Source organism: Lachnospiraceae bacterium oral taxon 096 (assembly GCA_018141845.1).
Lineage (GTDB): Bacteria > Bacillota > Clostridia > Lachnospirales > Lachnospiraceae > F0428.
This window is the reverse complement of record CP073340.1, coordinates 933246-948171: the sequence shown is the minus strand read 5'-3', so window position 1 is coordinate 948171 and position 14926 is coordinate 933246. Positions and strand designations below refer to the sequence as shown.

The 14926-nt window shown below is 41.3% G+C and carries 12 protein-coding genes and 1 tRNA gene; 2 read left to right on the top strand and 11 right to left on the bottom strand.

The window, feature by feature from the left end:
• From ilvB to J5A74_04720, 6 genes are all read right to left on the bottom strand, one after another.
• Complete coding sequence (ilvB, locus tag J5A74_04745; protein ID QUI96613.1) at nucleotides 1-1695, bottom strand: biosynthetic-type acetolactate synthase large subunit; 1695 nt, start codon at nucleotides 1693-1695, stop codon at nucleotides 1-3.
• A 17-nt stretch (nucleotides 1696-1712) separates the two neighbouring features.
• Nucleotides 1713-3395, bottom strand: coding sequence for a dihydroxy-acid dehydratase (gene ilvD / locus J5A74_04740; GenBank protein ID QUI96612.1), 1683 nt, complete (start codon nucleotides 3393-3395; stop codon nucleotides 1713-1715).
• A gap of 24 nt (nucleotides 3396-3419) precedes the next feature.
• Nucleotides 3420-4505, bottom strand: coding sequence for a 3-isopropylmalate dehydrogenase (gene leuB, locus J5A74_04735; protein QUI96611.1), 1086 nt, complete (start codon nucleotides 4503-4505; stop codon nucleotides 3420-3422).
• 187 nt (nucleotides 4506-4692) lie between these two features.
• Nucleotides 4693-4782: transfer RNA gene (locus tag J5A74_04730), tRNA-Ser, on the bottom strand.
• A gap of 103 nt (nucleotides 4783-4885) precedes the next feature.
• The gene (locus J5A74_04725) at nucleotides 4886-6442 is read right to left on the bottom strand and encodes a carbon starvation protein A (GenBank protein QUI96610.1); all 1557 of its coding nucleotides are present in this window, start codon (nucleotides 6440-6442) and stop codon (nucleotides 4886-4888) included.
• Between the two features lie 176 nt (nucleotides 6443-6618).
• Complete coding sequence (locus tag J5A74_04720) at nucleotides 6619-7770, bottom strand: 2-hydroxyacyl-CoA dehydratase (protein QUI96609.1); 1152 nt, start codon at nucleotides 7768-7770, stop codon at nucleotides 6619-6621.
• Nucleotides 7771-7977: 207 nt separating this feature from the next.
• On the opposite strand from J5A74_04720, the gene J5A74_04715 reads away from it, so the two are divergent.
• The gene (locus J5A74_04715) at nucleotides 7978-8802 is read left to right on the top strand and encodes a hypothetical protein (GenBank protein QUI96608.1); all 825 of its coding nucleotides are present in this window, start codon (nucleotides 7978-7980) and stop codon (nucleotides 8800-8802) included.
• Between the two features lie 60 nt (nucleotides 8803-8862).
• Here the strand turns inward: J5A74_04715 and J5A74_04710 are convergent, their stop codons facing one another.
• The 4 genes from J5A74_04710 to J5A74_04695 are packed head-to-tail and all read right to left on the bottom strand — an operon-like array spanning nucleotide 8863 to nucleotide 13111.
• Entirely contained in the window at nucleotides 8863-9624 is a 762-nt protein-coding gene (locus J5A74_04710; GenBank protein ID QUI96607.1) for a CoA activase, read from the bottom strand.
• 23 nt (nucleotides 9625-9647) lie between these two features.
• Nucleotides 9648-11033: an N-acetylmuramoyl-L-alanine amidase gene (locus tag J5A74_04705; GenBank protein ID QUI96823.1), complete on the bottom strand. Its 1386-nt coding sequence runs from the start codon at nucleotides 11031-11033 to the stop codon at nucleotides 9648-9650.
• A gap of 31 nt (nucleotides 11034-11064) precedes the next feature.
• On the bottom strand, nucleotides 11065-12171 hold the full coding sequence (mnmA, locus tag J5A74_04700; protein QUI96822.1) for a tRNA 2-thiouridine(34) synthase MnmA: 1107 nt from the start codon (nucleotides 12169-12171) through the stop codon (nucleotides 11065-11067).
• Nucleotides 12161-13111 carry a DUF1189 domain-containing protein gene (locus J5A74_04695; protein ID QUI96606.1) on the bottom strand — a complete coding sequence of 317 codons (951 nt, stop codon included), beginning with the start codon at nucleotides 13109-13111 and terminating at the stop codon, nucleotides 12161-12163. The genes mnmA and J5A74_04695 overlap by 11 nt, the downstream gene beginning before the upstream one ends.
• 91 nt (nucleotides 13112-13202) lie before the next feature.
• On the opposite strand from J5A74_04695, the gene J5A74_04690 reads away from it, so the two are divergent.
• On the top strand, nucleotides 13203-14339 hold the full coding sequence (locus tag J5A74_04690; GenBank protein QUI96605.1) for an IscS subfamily cysteine desulfurase: 1137 nt from the start codon (nucleotides 13203-13205) through the stop codon (nucleotides 14337-14339).
• Here J5A74_04690 and J5A74_04685 read toward each other — a convergent pair.
• Nucleotides 14334-14906 (bottom strand): uracil-DNA glycosylase family protein, encoded by a 573-nt coding sequence (locus tag J5A74_04685; GenBank protein ID QUI96604.1) that lies wholly within the window; start codon nucleotides 14904-14906, stop codon nucleotides 14334-14336. The genes J5A74_04690 and J5A74_04685 overlap by 6 nt on opposite strands.
• Nucleotides 14907-14926: the final 20 nt, after the last annotated feature.

Here is a 14926-nt window from a genome sequence, read left to right as displayed (position 1 = left end):
CTATTTTTTATTTTTTTCTAAAGCTAAATCTGAGGCATCAAAGGTGTCCTTAATTGCCGCACCTGGTGATACCATCGGATATACCTTATCATCGCAATCCACTTGACAATCAATGACCACTGGTTCATTGATTGCGATCGCTTCTCGAAGCACTGGTTCAAAATCTTCCTTCTTTACTACTCTATAGGCCTTTGCTCCCATGGCCTCTGCCAATTTTACAAAATCCACGGCATCATTTAAAATGGTATTGGAAAATCGTTTTCCATAGAAAAGATCCTGCCATTGACGAACCATACCCAGCACATGGTTGTTGATGATGACCTGAACCACCGGTATATGATACCTTGTCGCTGTGGCAATCTCATTCATATTCATTCGAAAACATCCATCACCTGCGATATTGATGACTACCTTATCCTTGCAGGCCATCTTTGCACCAATGGCCGCACCAAGTCCATAGCCCATCGTACCCGCACCACCAGAAGTTAATAATCTTCTTGGCTTTCGGTACTTATAGTACTGTGCCGCCCACATCTGATGCTGTCCCACTTCTGTGACAATAATATCATCATCAGAAGTTAAGCGATCAATCGTTTCTACAATATATGGTCCAGTCAATCGAGAGCGGTCATAAGAAAGAGGATACATCTCCTTCATTCTCTCGATATGAGCAATCCACTCGTCATGATTCATCGGATCAAGTCTTGCATTGATTCTTCTGAGCACTTCCTTTGCATCGCCAACAATACTCAAATCGACTTTGACATTCTTATTGATCTCTGCCGCATCAATATCAATATGAATAATCTTGGCATTTCTTGCAAACTTTTTTGAATTTCCAATAACACGGTCAGAAAAGCGCACACCAATGGCAATGACCAAATCAGCCTCGGTAATTCCAAAGTTACTTGTCTTTGTTCCATGCATTCCAACCATACCGGTTGCCAATGGATTTGCACCATCAAATGCACCCATTCCCATCAATGTCTCTGCGACAGGAGCTTGTAATTTTTGAGCAAAGGTACAAATCTCTTCTGATGCATCAGCAGCAATTAATCCGCCACCTGCAATAATAAATGGCTGGCGAGATTGATGCATCATATCAATCGCCTTTTCCAATGTATCGCCATCTACCTTCTTTTCTGTTCGTACAATTTTTTCTGGCTCCTTGTACTCATAGTCAAATTCACCAGCGGTCACATCCTTTGTGATGTCCACAAGTACAGGACCTGGGCGGCCACTAGCTGCAATCCGAAAAGCTCTTCGAATTACATCGGCCAGTTGATTTCCGTCCTTGACAATAAAATTATACTTTGTGATTGGCATTGTCACACCAAGAATATCGATCTCTTGAAAGGAGTCCTTTCCAAGCAATGAAGTTGCCACATTGCAGGTAATGGCTACCATAGGAATAGAATCCATATACGCCGTTGCAATACCTGTAACTAAGTTAGTCGCTCCTGGACCACTCGTTGCCATACAAACGCCAACCTTTCCTGTAGCTCTAGCATATCCATCTGCTGCATGTGCAGCTCCCTGCTCATGACTCGTTAAAATATGTGTAATTTCATCTTGATGCTTATAGAGTGCATCATAAATATTTAAGATTGCACCGCCCGGATAACCGAATACGGTATCTACTCCCTGCTCTTTCAGGCATTCAATGACAATTTCTGCTCCACTTTTTCGTGTCATAGTTTGCCTCCCCTTTCCTAGTATTCGCTCTTTGTACAAAAATCTGTAGACAAGATTGCTCCTTCTGGAGCACTGGTTACTAATTGGCGATATCTTGCCAAATATCCCTTTGCCTCATTAATTCTTGGCTTCCAAGTCTTTTTTCTCTGTGCAAATTCTTCATCGCTAACTCTTGCATTGATTGTGTTGGCATTGATATCAATGTCAATGATATCTCCTTCTTGAATTAATGCAATCGGTCCACCCACAGCCGCCTCTGGTGCCACATGACCAATAGATGCTCCACGGCTTGCACCCGAAAAGCGTCCATCTGTGATAAGAGCAACCGTTGATCCAAGTCCCATTCCAGCAATGGCCGAAGTAGGATTTAACATCTCTCTCATACCAGGACCTCCCTTTGGTCCCTCGTAGCGAATGACAACGACATCACCATCCACAATCTTTCCGCCCTTGATCGCTGCAATGGCATCGTCCTCACAGTCAAATACTCTTGCAGGTCCTGAATGCTTCAACATTTCTGGTGCGACTGCACTTCTTTTTACTACACAGGAATCTGGTGCAATATTTCCTCTCAACACCGCAATTCCACCTGTCTTTGAATATGGATTTTCCACTGGGCGAATAACCTCTGGATCTAAGTTGACAGCATGAGCAATATTTTCTCCCACAGTCTTTCCTGTGACGGTCATACAATCAAGATGTAAGAGACCAAGTTTTGAAATCTCCTTCATTACAGCGTAAATTCCACCTGCTTCATTTAAATCTTCCATATAAGTGTGACCAGCTGGTGCAAGATGGCATAAATTTGGTGTCTTTGCACTGATTTCATTTGCAATATTGACATCCAACTTAACTCCTGCCTCATGGGCAATAGCTGGTAAGTGAAGCATAGAATTTGTAGAACAGCCAAGAGCCATATCCATAGTAAGTGCATTTCTAAACGCTTCCTCTGTCATAATATCCCTTGGACGAATATTCTTTTCTAGTACATCCATCACTGCATATCCTGCCTGCTTTGCAAGGCGAAGTCTCTCCGAATAAACTGCTGGGATTGTACCATTTCCACGAAGTCCCATTCCTAAAACCTCGGTCAAGCAGTTCATCGAATTGGCCGTGTACATACCTGAACAAGAGCCACATGTTGGGCAAACTTTATTCTCCATCTCTTCAACATCGGCCTCTGTCATCTTTCCAGCTGCATAGGCCCCCACAGCTTCAAACATACTAGAGAGTGACTTCTTATGCCCCTTGACTTTTCCAGCGAGCATTGGACCTCCACTGACAAATACTGTCGGAATATTTAATCTCGCTGCGGCCATCAAAAGACCTGGTACATTTTTGTCACAATTTGGGATCATAACAAGAGCATCAAATTGATGAGCCATTGCCATACATTCTGTGGAATCACAAATCAAATCTCTTGTCACAAGAGAGTACTTCATTCCGATATGCCCCATAGAAATGCCATCACAAACCGCAATGGCTGGAAATACCACTGGCATACCTCCTGCCTCTGCAACTCCCATTCTCACTGCGTCCACAATCTTGTCAATATTCATGTGTCCTGGAACAATCTCATTGTAGGAGCTGACAATACCAATCATTGGCTTTCGAATCTCCTCATTGGTCATTCCCAATGCCTTTAAAAGTGAGCGGCTAGGGCTCTGTTGCATGCCCTTTTTCATCTTATCACTAATCATATTTTCTTTCCCCTTTTATATCTACTACCTAATATTTTGAATCACAACATCTCCCATTTGATCTGTTGTCACCTTCTTTGTTCCCTCGGTGTAAATGTCACCGGTGCGATATCCATCTGCAATGGCCTTAGCCACTGCATCCTCAATCGCCTTGGCCTCTGCATCAAGATCCAAAGAATAGCGAAGAAGCATTGCTGCTGATAAAATAGTTGCCAAAGGATTGGCAATATTTTGTCCCGCAATATCTGGTGCTGAGCCATGGCTTGGCTCATAGAGACCAAATTTTGTCTCATTGAGACTTGCACTGGAGAGCATTCCGATGGAGCCAGTAATCATACTTGCCTCATCCGACAAGATGTCTCCAAACATATTTTCAGTCAAAATGACATCAAACTGCTTTGGATTCATGACAAGTTGCATAGCACAATTGTCAACTAACATATGGCTAACTTCCACTTCCCTGTAATCTTTTGCCACCTCATCCACAATCCTTCTCCAAAGTCGAGAAGAATCTAAGACATTTGCCTTGTCCACACTGACTAATTTTTTTCTTCTCTTCATTGCCGTCTCAAATCCCTTGATGGCAATGCGACGAATCTCTTCCTCATTGTAAGTTAAAGTATCACAGGCTGTTTCTACACCATTTATGCTCTTTGTCCAGCGATCGCCAAAATAGAGACCGCCCGTGAGCTCTCGCACAATGACCATATCAAATCCATCACCAATAATCTCTGGCCTCAATGGACAAGCCTGTGCAAGTTCCTGATACAAGTAAGCAGGTCGTAAATTGGCAAATAATCCGAGCTCCTTGCGAATTTTCAGTAGCCCCGCCTCTGGACGAAGATTTGGTGCTACATCATACCAAGCCGAATTGCCCACATTTCCTCCAACAGCACCAAGAAGTACTGCATCCGCCGCCTTGGCCTTTGCCAGTGCTTCGTCTGTCAATGGCACACCAAATTTATCAATGGAACAACCACCCATATCAATTTCTTCATATATAAAATGATGACCAAATTTTTCTGACACATGGTCGAGAACTCTTTTTGCCTCTCTCACAATTTCTGGTCCAATACCATCTCCAGGTATCAATACAATCTTTGCTTCCATCCTATCACCAGCCTTTTCTTTCTACGATTGTTATAATTTTTGTTTTACTTGTAATCATATAGCAAAATGCCCAATTTTTCAACCTCGCATACCATCTTTTTCCCATTGAGCCATAGTCTTTTTGTATATTTCCCATAACAACGGATAAAAAAAGACACAGGCAAAATGAACGCCTATGTCCTGTCAGCGGAAATGATGGGATTCGAACCCATGTGCCCCTATAAAAGGACAAACGCATTTCGAGTGCGCCTCGTTATGGCCTCTTCGATACATTTCCAAATTTATTCTTAGCTACCCTGACATTTTATCACAGTCAAATTTAAATTTCAATAAAAAAGAAGGAGCTGCCACAACCTATGTGCGACAGCTCAAAAGAAGAACTAAGCTTCTTCCTTGTAGTTATCATCTACAATTTCTTTTTCCCTTGTCTTTGCAAAGTGATTAACCAATGCAACAAAGAGAATAATGGCAATCACACCCACGACATAGGATGCAATATATCCATTGGCTACCTTGTCCATATGTAACAACTTATCAAGTCTAAATCCAAGCTTCTCGCTGTGGAAGATATAACTAGTTACAATGAAAGTATAGAAGCATCCTGGAAGCAATGAAAGATAATAATTCTTTCCATGTCCCTTCAAGTAAATACTAATCATCAACAATGCAAATACCGCTACGAGCTGGTTAGTAAATCCAAAGTACTGCCATAAGGTATTGAAACCATTAGCATTTAACTTTGCATAAATCAAAATAGCAACTGCTGGAATAAAGATGATAATGGACAATGTCACTCTCTTCATTGCTGACTTTTGATCTACGCCAAACTGCTCTGCAATCATCAAGCGAAGAGAACGGAATGCTGTATCACCTGAAGTAATTGGAAGTACAATAACACCGATAATGGCAATGAGTCCACCGAGTTTACCCATAAACTCCTTAGAAACAATACCAACCATCAATGTAGGTGCTGTTTCCAAACCACTAAATCCAATAACATTCTTGTAGGCATCTGGATTGGCAATATGTCGATTGAAAAGTACCATTGCACCTGCTGCCCAAACCATTGCGATAAATCCTTCAACAAGCATCATATTGAAGAAAGTCTTCTTTCCTTCGTACTCGCTCTTTACTGTTCTTGAAATCAATGTTGCCTGTGAGCCGTGGAAACCAGAAAGAATACCACATGCTACCGTTACAAAGAACACAGGAATAAAGGACTGTTTACTTGGATGTGCGGTCAAAAGTCCGCCAAGGATTGGTGCCTGTGTTGTAAAGGCATGGAGAGCTTTTCCACCATCGGCCAATGTTCCAATAAATACACCAATCGCTGAAAGAATTAAGAATGCACCAAAAATTGGATAAACCTTACCGATAATCACATCGATTGGGAAAAGTGTTGCCAAAACATAGTAAGCTAAGATACAAGCGTACACAATGAAGACAACGACCAATGCCTTTGAAGGATCAAGTCCCAAGATATCATGAACAATCAAATCTCCAGGAGTGTAGATAAATACAACACCTGTCAATAACATCAAGACACAGATAACAACCATATAAATCTTATTGGTTGTCTTTCCTGCATATCTCTTCATCAATTTTGGCACCTGAGCACCATCATTTCTCATAGAGATCATTCCGACAAAGTAATCATGCAAAGAACCTGCAAGCACACAACCAATAGGAATGGTCAAAAATGCAATTGGTCCAAACAAGATTCCTTGAATTGGTCCAAAAATTGGTCCTGTACCAGCGATATTTAAAAGCTCAATCAACTGATTTTTCCAAGACTTCATTACAACATAATCTACACCATCGGCTTTTGCCACAGCAGGTGTCTTTCGATCGTCTGGACCAAATACTTTTTCGCAAAACTTACCGTAGAAAAATCCTCCCACGATCAGGATTGCCAGTCCAACTAAAAACAATAACATGCAAACCTCCTCCTATTTATAAATCCCCCCAAATTTATAAATAATTCATAAACTTTATAAATTAAAGTATAATGGATTTTTATTTTTTAACAAGGGGCTTTTTGCACAAAATTTGTCCGCTATCTTTGTATGTATTTTTCTGATTTTACAAACACTTTAGAATATTGATAAAATTTTTACAACATTTCAATAAATGCACCCAATCTCGTGTTAATCTGCCCTGTATCGGCCTTGGAATAATCCGTTTCCAACTTAATATATGGAATATGTGCCTGCTTTTGTACCATTTCGCGCATATTGTCGGATTCCACATTGTAAGTATGGCAGGCATGCAAGACAACCTCCACAACACCATCTACCTTATAATGCTCAATCAGTTTTTTTGTTCCCTCCATTCGGTCTGTGTTTGGAGACATCACAGAACAATGAATTTTCAAATAGCGATCGGCAATAGCTCTTGACATATCCTCAGCCTCCACATCAACTAAATTTCTAGTGGCTGTCTCTCCTGAACAATTGTCATAGCACACAATCTTTCCACCATTTTCTTCAATTGCACCGCAGACTTTGTCGATGACACCATTGATCGGACAACCAGTGATCAGAATACGCTTTTTGTCACGGTCATCTACCTTATGTTTTTTCATTTCCTCCTTGATTTTTGCAATTTCTGCCTCCATCCCCACAATTTGCTCATCTAAGTCAAAAGAAAATGTATTTTGAAGCAGGGTATACGAAACCTCCGTTCCCTTCAATGGAGATCCCTGTGCGGCCTGTAACTCAAAGTACTCATTCATTACATTGCGCCAATGATTTCTTTTTATCGCCGCTTTTCTCAAATCCTCATTGGTAATCTCAACACCATACTTATCCTCTAGCTTTTTAATAAGGAGCTTGACCTCGTGATGCCAATCATCCCAAAAATATTCCCGATCCTTTCCCTGTGGAAGTCTGAGCACATAGGTTTCTTTGATGTCGTTGAGCTTTTCGTACATCTTTTTCTTTCCATCGCAAGTCGTCTCCCCCACCACCATATCTGAAAAATAGGTATATGGGCAGGTATCCGAATAGGCAAATCCATAGGTCGACTTAATTAATGGACATAAATTCTTTGGAAGCTTTAATTCAGCTGAAGGAATAGAATCTTCACTCATTCCACACAGAGAAACTGCAGCGACTTTCGCAGCATCAAAGACTTCCAGTGGCGTATAGGTACAAAGATAACCAACCAGTCTTCCTCCCTTCTCCTTAAATTCCTTTGCACGGACAAAACTTTTCTTTCTCGTCTCCGAAAACTCATCAAAATTTTTTGGCAATTGATACTCCATATTCAATTCCTCCCTCTTTCTCAAAGAATAACTATGACTATTTTATATAATTTTCACCTCTCTCGTCAATGTCCTTTGTTAAAAATGCTTATTATATTTTTAAATACACCACAAAAATTATTAAAATTATCTATAACCTTTTTTGCCCCATCACTTTATGCTATGATATAAGTAAATACTTGAAATATATACAATGGAGGACAATAAATGAAAAAAATATTTGCATTACTTGGGATTGTCTCTGCCTCCCTCCTGATTGGATGTGGTCTAGGGCAAAGAAACGCAAAAAATAGAGAAAAAAGGGATCTAACCCTTGGATGTGTACGTTTTAATTATGATGAAGTAAATAACTCCGTGGCGATCAAAGATTTAGAGTCAATGGGGTACAAAGTCAATGTCAAAGTTTTAGATGATGCTTTGGCAATGAATCAAGCAACGATTCAAGGCGAAATTGATGCCTCCTTGTATCAACATCAACCTGAAATTGATGCCTACAATCAATCCCAAAAACAAAATTTAGTCATGCTTGAACCCTATATTCACTACACTGTCTTTGGTATGTATTCCGACAAATATCACAGCATCAACGATATTCCACAAAATGCCAAGGCCTGTATTCCCGAAGACAGTGCGAACCTAGCTCGTGCCCTTAGACTCCTTGAGCAACAAGGTCTAATCAAATTAAAAGGTGATGTCTTAAGTCCCACAATACTTGATATCACAGAAAATCCAAAAAACATTCAATTTACAACCGCCAATATCGCTCAGCTCACCCAGAATATGCCAAATGTCGATTTTATTTGCACTGCCAAAATGTTTCAAATTAGCAACAACATCGACCAGAAAACAGAAGTTTGTACAAGCACGGATCTCACTGACTACGGTGTCGGCTTTGTGGTTACCTCAGACAACAAGGATGCTTCATGGACAAAGGATCTTCTCGCCGCCTACACAAGCGATGCAATGAAGCAACAAATTCGCGATCTTTTTCAGGGTTGCTATGTGCCAGAAAATACCGCGAGCAATTCATAAATAAAGAGAAGGAGAACTTTCCAGTCTCTTGCACTCGAAAGTTCTCCCCTTGAACATCCTTTATTTTAGCTTTGCTGCAAATATTGCTGCACCAATAGCTCCAGCATACATTGCATCTTCGTGGGTTCTCACCTTTGTATTTAGTTTCTTTGATAAAGACTCCAAAATATAAGGACAACCACATAGCCCACCAGTCAAGTAAACCTCTGCTGTAGGCGGAATATTTCGACACTGTGCCGCTACTTTTTCTGTGATAGACTCCACAATGCCATAGGCAATATCCGCCTTTGGTGTTCCTGCACCTGCCAGACCAATGACCTCAGACTCAGCAAAAACTGTACACATCGAACTAATTTTCACATCTTTTCCCTGCTTAGCCAATTCGCAAAGTGAAGCTGGATCATAGCCCATGGCATTGGCCATTACCTCTAAAAATCGCCCCGTACCCGCAGAACATTTATCATTCATCACAAAATCTCTGACCATACCATCTTCTAAGACAATCACCTTTGTGTCCTGCCCTCCAATGTCAATAATAGCAGCATCCGTCCTTTGAAATAAATACTCTGCTCCCTTGGCGTGACAGGTAATTTCCGTCACTTTCTTATCTGCATAGGGCACATTCATTCTTCCATATCCTGTGGAGACACATTTGCAAATTTCTGGGTCAAAACCATGCTCTTTGAGGTACTTCTTTACAAAATCTGCTGCCTCCTTGCTGCTCCAACCAGTCGGATAGCGATGTTTATACAAAATCTGATTTTCATCCATCACTACATACTTCGTACTCGTCGAGCCCAAATCCATTCCCAAAACCACCATCTATATTTTCCTACTGAACGAACTTATTTTCCAAAATATGCTCCGACACCATCAGCCAATCCCTTTGCTAATTTCTGAATGGTTGCATCTGAATGATCTGACGCCTTGTCACCAAGCTCAATATCCACCGATGGAATGGTCGAATAGGAAGTCTGTGTCAAATCCATTTCCATACTTCCACCTGAGAAAATCTTTACGCCCACACCCTTCAATCCACCGACAAGTGCACTGCCTAAGGCATCATGCTGTTTCCAATGAGAAGCCACTGGCTCCATCGCCTTATAGGAAGGAGTGCTTGGTACCTTCATGTAAAATGCCCCCTTGTCATTGCCTGTGCTATCCCAATGCAACGCAATATGGGCATTGGAAGTGTTGTTGGCAATAACCGTTCTTGCAATGTTGTCAAGTTGGACATCGGCACCATCTCGAATCATCACTACATCGTAGCCACGATTTAATAGCTCTGTCTTTAGTGCCTGTGCCATCTTTAATGTCGCTGCTGCCTCTGTAGTTCCATCATTAAATGTCATACCTGAGGACACAGCAATTGACTTTACAGCACCCTTTCCATTGGTTCCACCTGTGGACTTTGGAGATCCATCTGGATGGCTGAGGGTCTTTTTTGACTCTCCTCCCTTTGTTCCGTGACCTGCATTTACCGCAATGGTAATGCCCTTTCGATTGGCTGATGCTTTATAGAGCTTTGCACTTCCTGAGTGAATGGCTGACTGATTCGCATACTTCCAAGACATATCAAGACCAATGTCTCCCTGTGCATTGACTTTTGCTGTATTTTGCGTATTCTGTGCATTTTGTGGTGCCGCCTGCTGTGATTGTGTCTGCTGTGGTTGAGTGGAAGAAATATACTTTGCAAAGACATATCCTGTCTTTCCATTCACTTCTACCTGTGTCCAACCATCAGCCTTTCCTGTAATGCGAAGTTTTGTTCCTACATTGACGCTACTCATCTTTTTTCCTGAAAGGCTTGGCTGTTGACGAATATTGACACGATTTGCCGTGACATAACCTGTCTCTGCTGTCTTTGTAAATGCAGCCAATGGAACTTCATCCGGAATATCTGCCAAGACTTCTACATCCTCATTGACTGCGGCCTCCTCCTGCACTGGTTCAGCATCAGCAGTATTTGTATCATTTGCCGCCTGCTGTTTGGTTGTTTCCTGCTGTGAAGTCGCTTCCTTTCCTTTGGACTCCCCATTCTGAGCTGCATCTGAGCTTGGACTTTGAACAGTATCCGAAGCGGCCGTCTCTGCTGTGCTCACTTCTTGCTTTTTTGTTGTTTCTTCTGCTGTGGTTGTCACTGCAGAAGAAGTGGTTGCTGAACTACTTTCTTTTTTTCCAGCACAACCTGTAGTTGCTACGACTGTTGCCACCAAGGCAAGTGCTACCATTGATTTCTTTCTCATCACATTTCTCCTATCTCTATATTTTATGTAAAATTGTTGCTCCTCCCATCACATAGCCATCATCATCATAAAATACAATGGCCTGTCCAGGTGTAATTGCACGCACAGGATGCAAAAACTCCACTAAAATTTGATTTTCTCCTGTACTTTTTATTCTGCATTCCTCTCCCCTATGGGAATAACGAATTTTTCCAGTGGCATTCAAACATCCCCCCTCTGGAATTCCACTCACACTTTGCCAATTGACTTGATCAGCCACTAAGGCATTGCCCCACACATCTTCGGCCTCTCCAATCACAACCTCATTTGTCTTAGGTCGAATTTCTGTCACAAAAATGGGATGGCCAAGAGCAATCCCCAGTCCCTTTCTCTGTCCAACTGTGTAGTGGGCAATTCCTCTATGCTGTCCAATCACTTCTCCATCGGCAAAGACAAAATTTCCAGGTCTCAACTTTGTATTTGTTTCTCTTTCGATAAAACCAGCATAGTCTTGATCGGGAACAAAGCAAATCTCTTGACTGTCAGGTTTTTTGGCAATGCGTGCACTAATCTTTTCTGCAATCTTTCGTATCTCATCCTTTGTATAATCTCCAACAGGCATCAATGTCCTGGAAAGCTGTTCCTGTGTCAGATTATAGAGGGCATACGTCTGATCTTTTGCATCCGTCTTTGACTTTTTTAGTGCATACCTTCCATTGGGCAAATGCTCTATTCTGGCATAATGCCCTGTGGCAATATAATCTGCCCCAATGCTCAAACTTCGATTGAGCAAGGACTCCCATTTGACATATCGATTGCAGGCAATACAAGGATTTGGCGTTCTTCCCTTTAAGTATTCGTCAACAAAGTAGTCGATCACCTTTTCCTTAAACTCCGCCTTAAAATTCATGACATAGTAGGGAATACCAATGCTGGCAGCCACTCTTCTTGCATCATCTACTGCAGATAAACCACAGCATCCTCCGCTCTCTTGCTGGCGTTCCTCATCCTCATCCTGCCAAATCTGCATGGTAACTCCAGTCACATCATATCCCGCCTCTTTGAGTAAATAGGCCGCAACAGAAGAATCTACACCACCTGACATTCCCACCACAACTTTCTTTTTTTCCATTTTATTGCCCATCTCTTTCATCATCTGATTCTATCCAACCATCATTGGATTTAAGCTGATCTGGCTGATTGCGCACATAATAATGATCTTCTTTTGATTTTTCTTCCTTTCCTTCAAACAAGTTACTTTCTTTTGGAAGTCCATAAAAATTACATTCTTCCATGTTTAAAACTTCTTCCTCAGGCACTGTGTTTTGCTTCATCCAAGCACGAATGGCACGTTCAATAAAGAAAATGGTAATGAGCACAAAAACATAGCTCGACATTGGAAAATCCATCTCAAATGCCTTGAGTAAAGTACTCAATATACTTCCTAGCGTTGCTCCATAAATCGCAAATGTAAAAATCTTTCCATAGCGAAGATTTCTTGCTCCAATAATTTTTGCATAAACCAGCCCAACAAGAGCACAGATCAGTGCCTCAATAAAATAAGAAACAAGCATAATCAAAAATCCAATGACAACACCCACTTTAATACTCATCATCACAATATGTTTTACGCTCGCCTTGTCTATATTCGCTGAAGAATTTTTAAACTCATATTCTGTCCTTGTCATTTGATTGGATACATACATCTTGTCCGCATCAGCAATGACAACTGCCTCATGTTCCTGAGAAATATGGTCTAAATCAGCAGTGGTTAAACTTTGAAACACATCACTGTCTGTATCAATTTTTAAATAGATATCCTGTGTATCTACACTTACTGGCGAAGCCAAAGAGAACTTTCCATCTTTTAATTCAAAATTAGGCACATATTTTTCATACGCCCAGCTAATGCCACCGCCCACTTCTTGGCGAAACGAAATCCAAATGCTCGCCAAAGTAATGCAAAATAAAATCACGGTGAGTACAAGGGCATACAAAAATACCTTTCCCCTGCGATTTTTTGCAAAACTTGGATAAGCATCGATATCAAAGACTGCATGAAACATCTCTCTAAAAATATTCATAAATTAAACCCTTTCTTTTGTTTCCTGTCCATTATATACTTTACAGTTAGGCAATGCAAGCCTAGTACAGTTTACAAAATGAGGTGATATTATGCAAAAAATAATTTATATGGACAATGCCGCAACTACAAAGCCCTATCCCGAAAGCATTGAAGCTATGCTTCCCTTTTTTCATCATTATTATGCCAATCCTTCCTCCATCTACTCCTTTGGTCAAGAGGCCAAGGAGGCACTGACTTGTGCGAGGGAAGAAATTGCCAAAACCCTTAACGCCCACACCAATGAAATCTATTTTACCAGCGGAGGAACAGAATCGGATAACTGGGCACTAAATGCCATAAGTGAACTTAAAAAAAATGAGGGAAGACACATCATCACCACAGCCATTGAGCACCATGCCATCTTGCACACCTGTGCAAAGCTAGAAAAGCAGGGCTTTTTGGTCACTTATCTTGAGCCTGAAAGTAATGGTTTGATTTCCTTAGAACGCCTAGAAGCGGCGATTCGCCCAGATACCATTTTAATCAGTGTCATGTTTGCCAATAATGAAATCGGAACCATCGAACCCATCAAGGACATCGGAGCGATTGCAAAAAAGCACAATATTCTCTTTCACACTGATGCCGTGCAAGCCTATGCCCACATTCCCATTGATGTGGAAGAAATGAATATTGATTTGCTCAGTGCCAGTGGTCATAAATTTCATTCGCCAAAGGGCTGTGGCTTTTTGTATATCAAAAATGGAATTAAACTAAAGGCCTTTATTCAAGGTGGAGCACAGGAGAGAAAACGCCGAGCAGGCACAGAAAATCTTCCTGCCATTGTCGGCATGGCCACTGCAGCAAAGAAAAGTCTTGACCACTTAGGCGAAGATTGCACGAAGGTCACTGCCCTTAGAGACCATATGATTTCTCGATTAATGAATGAAATCCCAAATGCTCACATCAATGGCTCCCTCTCCCATCGTCTTCCAGGCAATGTGAATGTAACCATTCCCAATGCAGATGGAGAGCTATTGCTGATTATGCTCGACCAAAGAGGCATCTGTGCTTCGAGTGGTTCAGCCTGTGCATCGGGTTCTATTGATCCATCTCATGTACTGCTTTCCCTTGGACTTTCCCATGAGCTTGCCCACAGTTCCTTGCGTCTTTCTCTCGATGCCTCCAATACACTTGAAGAAGTGAATTTTGTCGTGGATCAACTAGTCGAAATAACCAAAAAACTATAGAATTTGTTCCACTTTCTCCTTTAATTTTGGCACAACCTCCTCAATAAACCAAGGATTTTTCTTCTGCCAACGAATATTCAATGGACTTGGATGGACAATAGGAAAATACTTTGGCAGATAATCTTGATAGTTTTTGACCACCTCTGTTAAGTTTTTTCTGCTCTTTCCAAGGTAATGATCCTGTGCATACTTCCCGACAAGAATTGTCAGCTCAATCGTTTTCATTTCCGCCAAGAGTCGCTCGTGGTACTCAGCCATAAACTTCCTTGGCGGAAGATCCCCACTCTTTCCCTTTCCAGGATAATAAAAATCCATAGGCATAATGGCCATCTTTTCTGAATAAAAAACTTCTCTTGTCATTCCCAACCATGAGCGAAGCGTGTCGCCTGACTTATCATTAAATGGAATTTTTGTCTCCTCTACAATTCTTCCTGGAGCTTGACCAACAATTAAAATCTTTGCATTTTCACTTATTTGTACAATGGGATAAATTCCTCTTTCTGTATAATCACGATTTCTTGGATCTTTTTCCACCTCTACCAAAATTTCTTTCATTCTCTCATTCATCTTTTACCTCCAAAATAAGG

Excerpts from the sequence above, each read along its gene's own strand:
- ilvB (QUI96613.1), bottom strand. The coding sequence starts at position 1,695 with ATGACACGAAAAAGTGGAGCAGAAATTGTCATTGAATGCCTGAAAGAG.
- ilvD (QUI96612.1), bottom strand. The coding sequence starts at position 3,395 with ATGATTAGTGATAAGATGAAAAAGGGCATGCAACAGAGCCCTAGCCGC.
- leuB (QUI96611.1), bottom strand. The coding sequence starts at position 4,505 with ATGGAAGCAAAGATTGTATTGATACCTGGAGATGGTATTGGACCAGAA.
- J5A74_04725 (QUI96610.1), bottom strand. The coding sequence starts at position 6,442 with ATGTTATTGTTTTTAGTTGGACTGGCAATCCTGATCGTGGGAGGATTT.
- J5A74_04720 (QUI96609.1), bottom strand. The coding sequence starts at position 7,770 with ATGGAGTATCAATTGCCAAAAAATTTTGATGAGTTTTCGGAGACGAGA.
- J5A74_04715 (QUI96608.1), top strand. The coding sequence starts at position 7,978 with ATGAAAAAAATATTTGCATTACTTGGGATTGTCTCTGCCTCCCTCCTG.
- J5A74_04710 (QUI96607.1), bottom strand. The coding sequence starts at position 9,624 with ATGGTGGTTTTGGGAATGGATTTGGGCTCGACGAGTACGAAGTATGTA.
- J5A74_04705 (QUI96823.1), bottom strand. The coding sequence starts at position 11,033 with ATGGTAGCACTTGCCTTGGTGGCAACAGTCGTAGCAACTACAGGTTGT.
- mnmA (QUI96822.1), bottom strand. The coding sequence starts at position 12,171 with ATGGGCAATAAAATGGAAAAAAAGAAAGTTGTGGTGGGAATGTCAGGT.
- J5A74_04695 (QUI96606.1), bottom strand. The coding sequence starts at position 13,111 with ATGAATATTTTTAGAGAGATGTTTCATGCAGTCTTTGATATCGATGCT.
- J5A74_04690 (QUI96605.1), top strand. The coding sequence starts at position 13,203 with ATGCAAAAAATAATTTATATGGACAATGCCGCAACTACAAAGCCCTAT.
- J5A74_04685 (QUI96604.1), bottom strand. The coding sequence starts at position 14,906 with ATGAATGAGAGAATGAAAGAAATTTTGGTAGAGGTGGAAAAAGATCCA.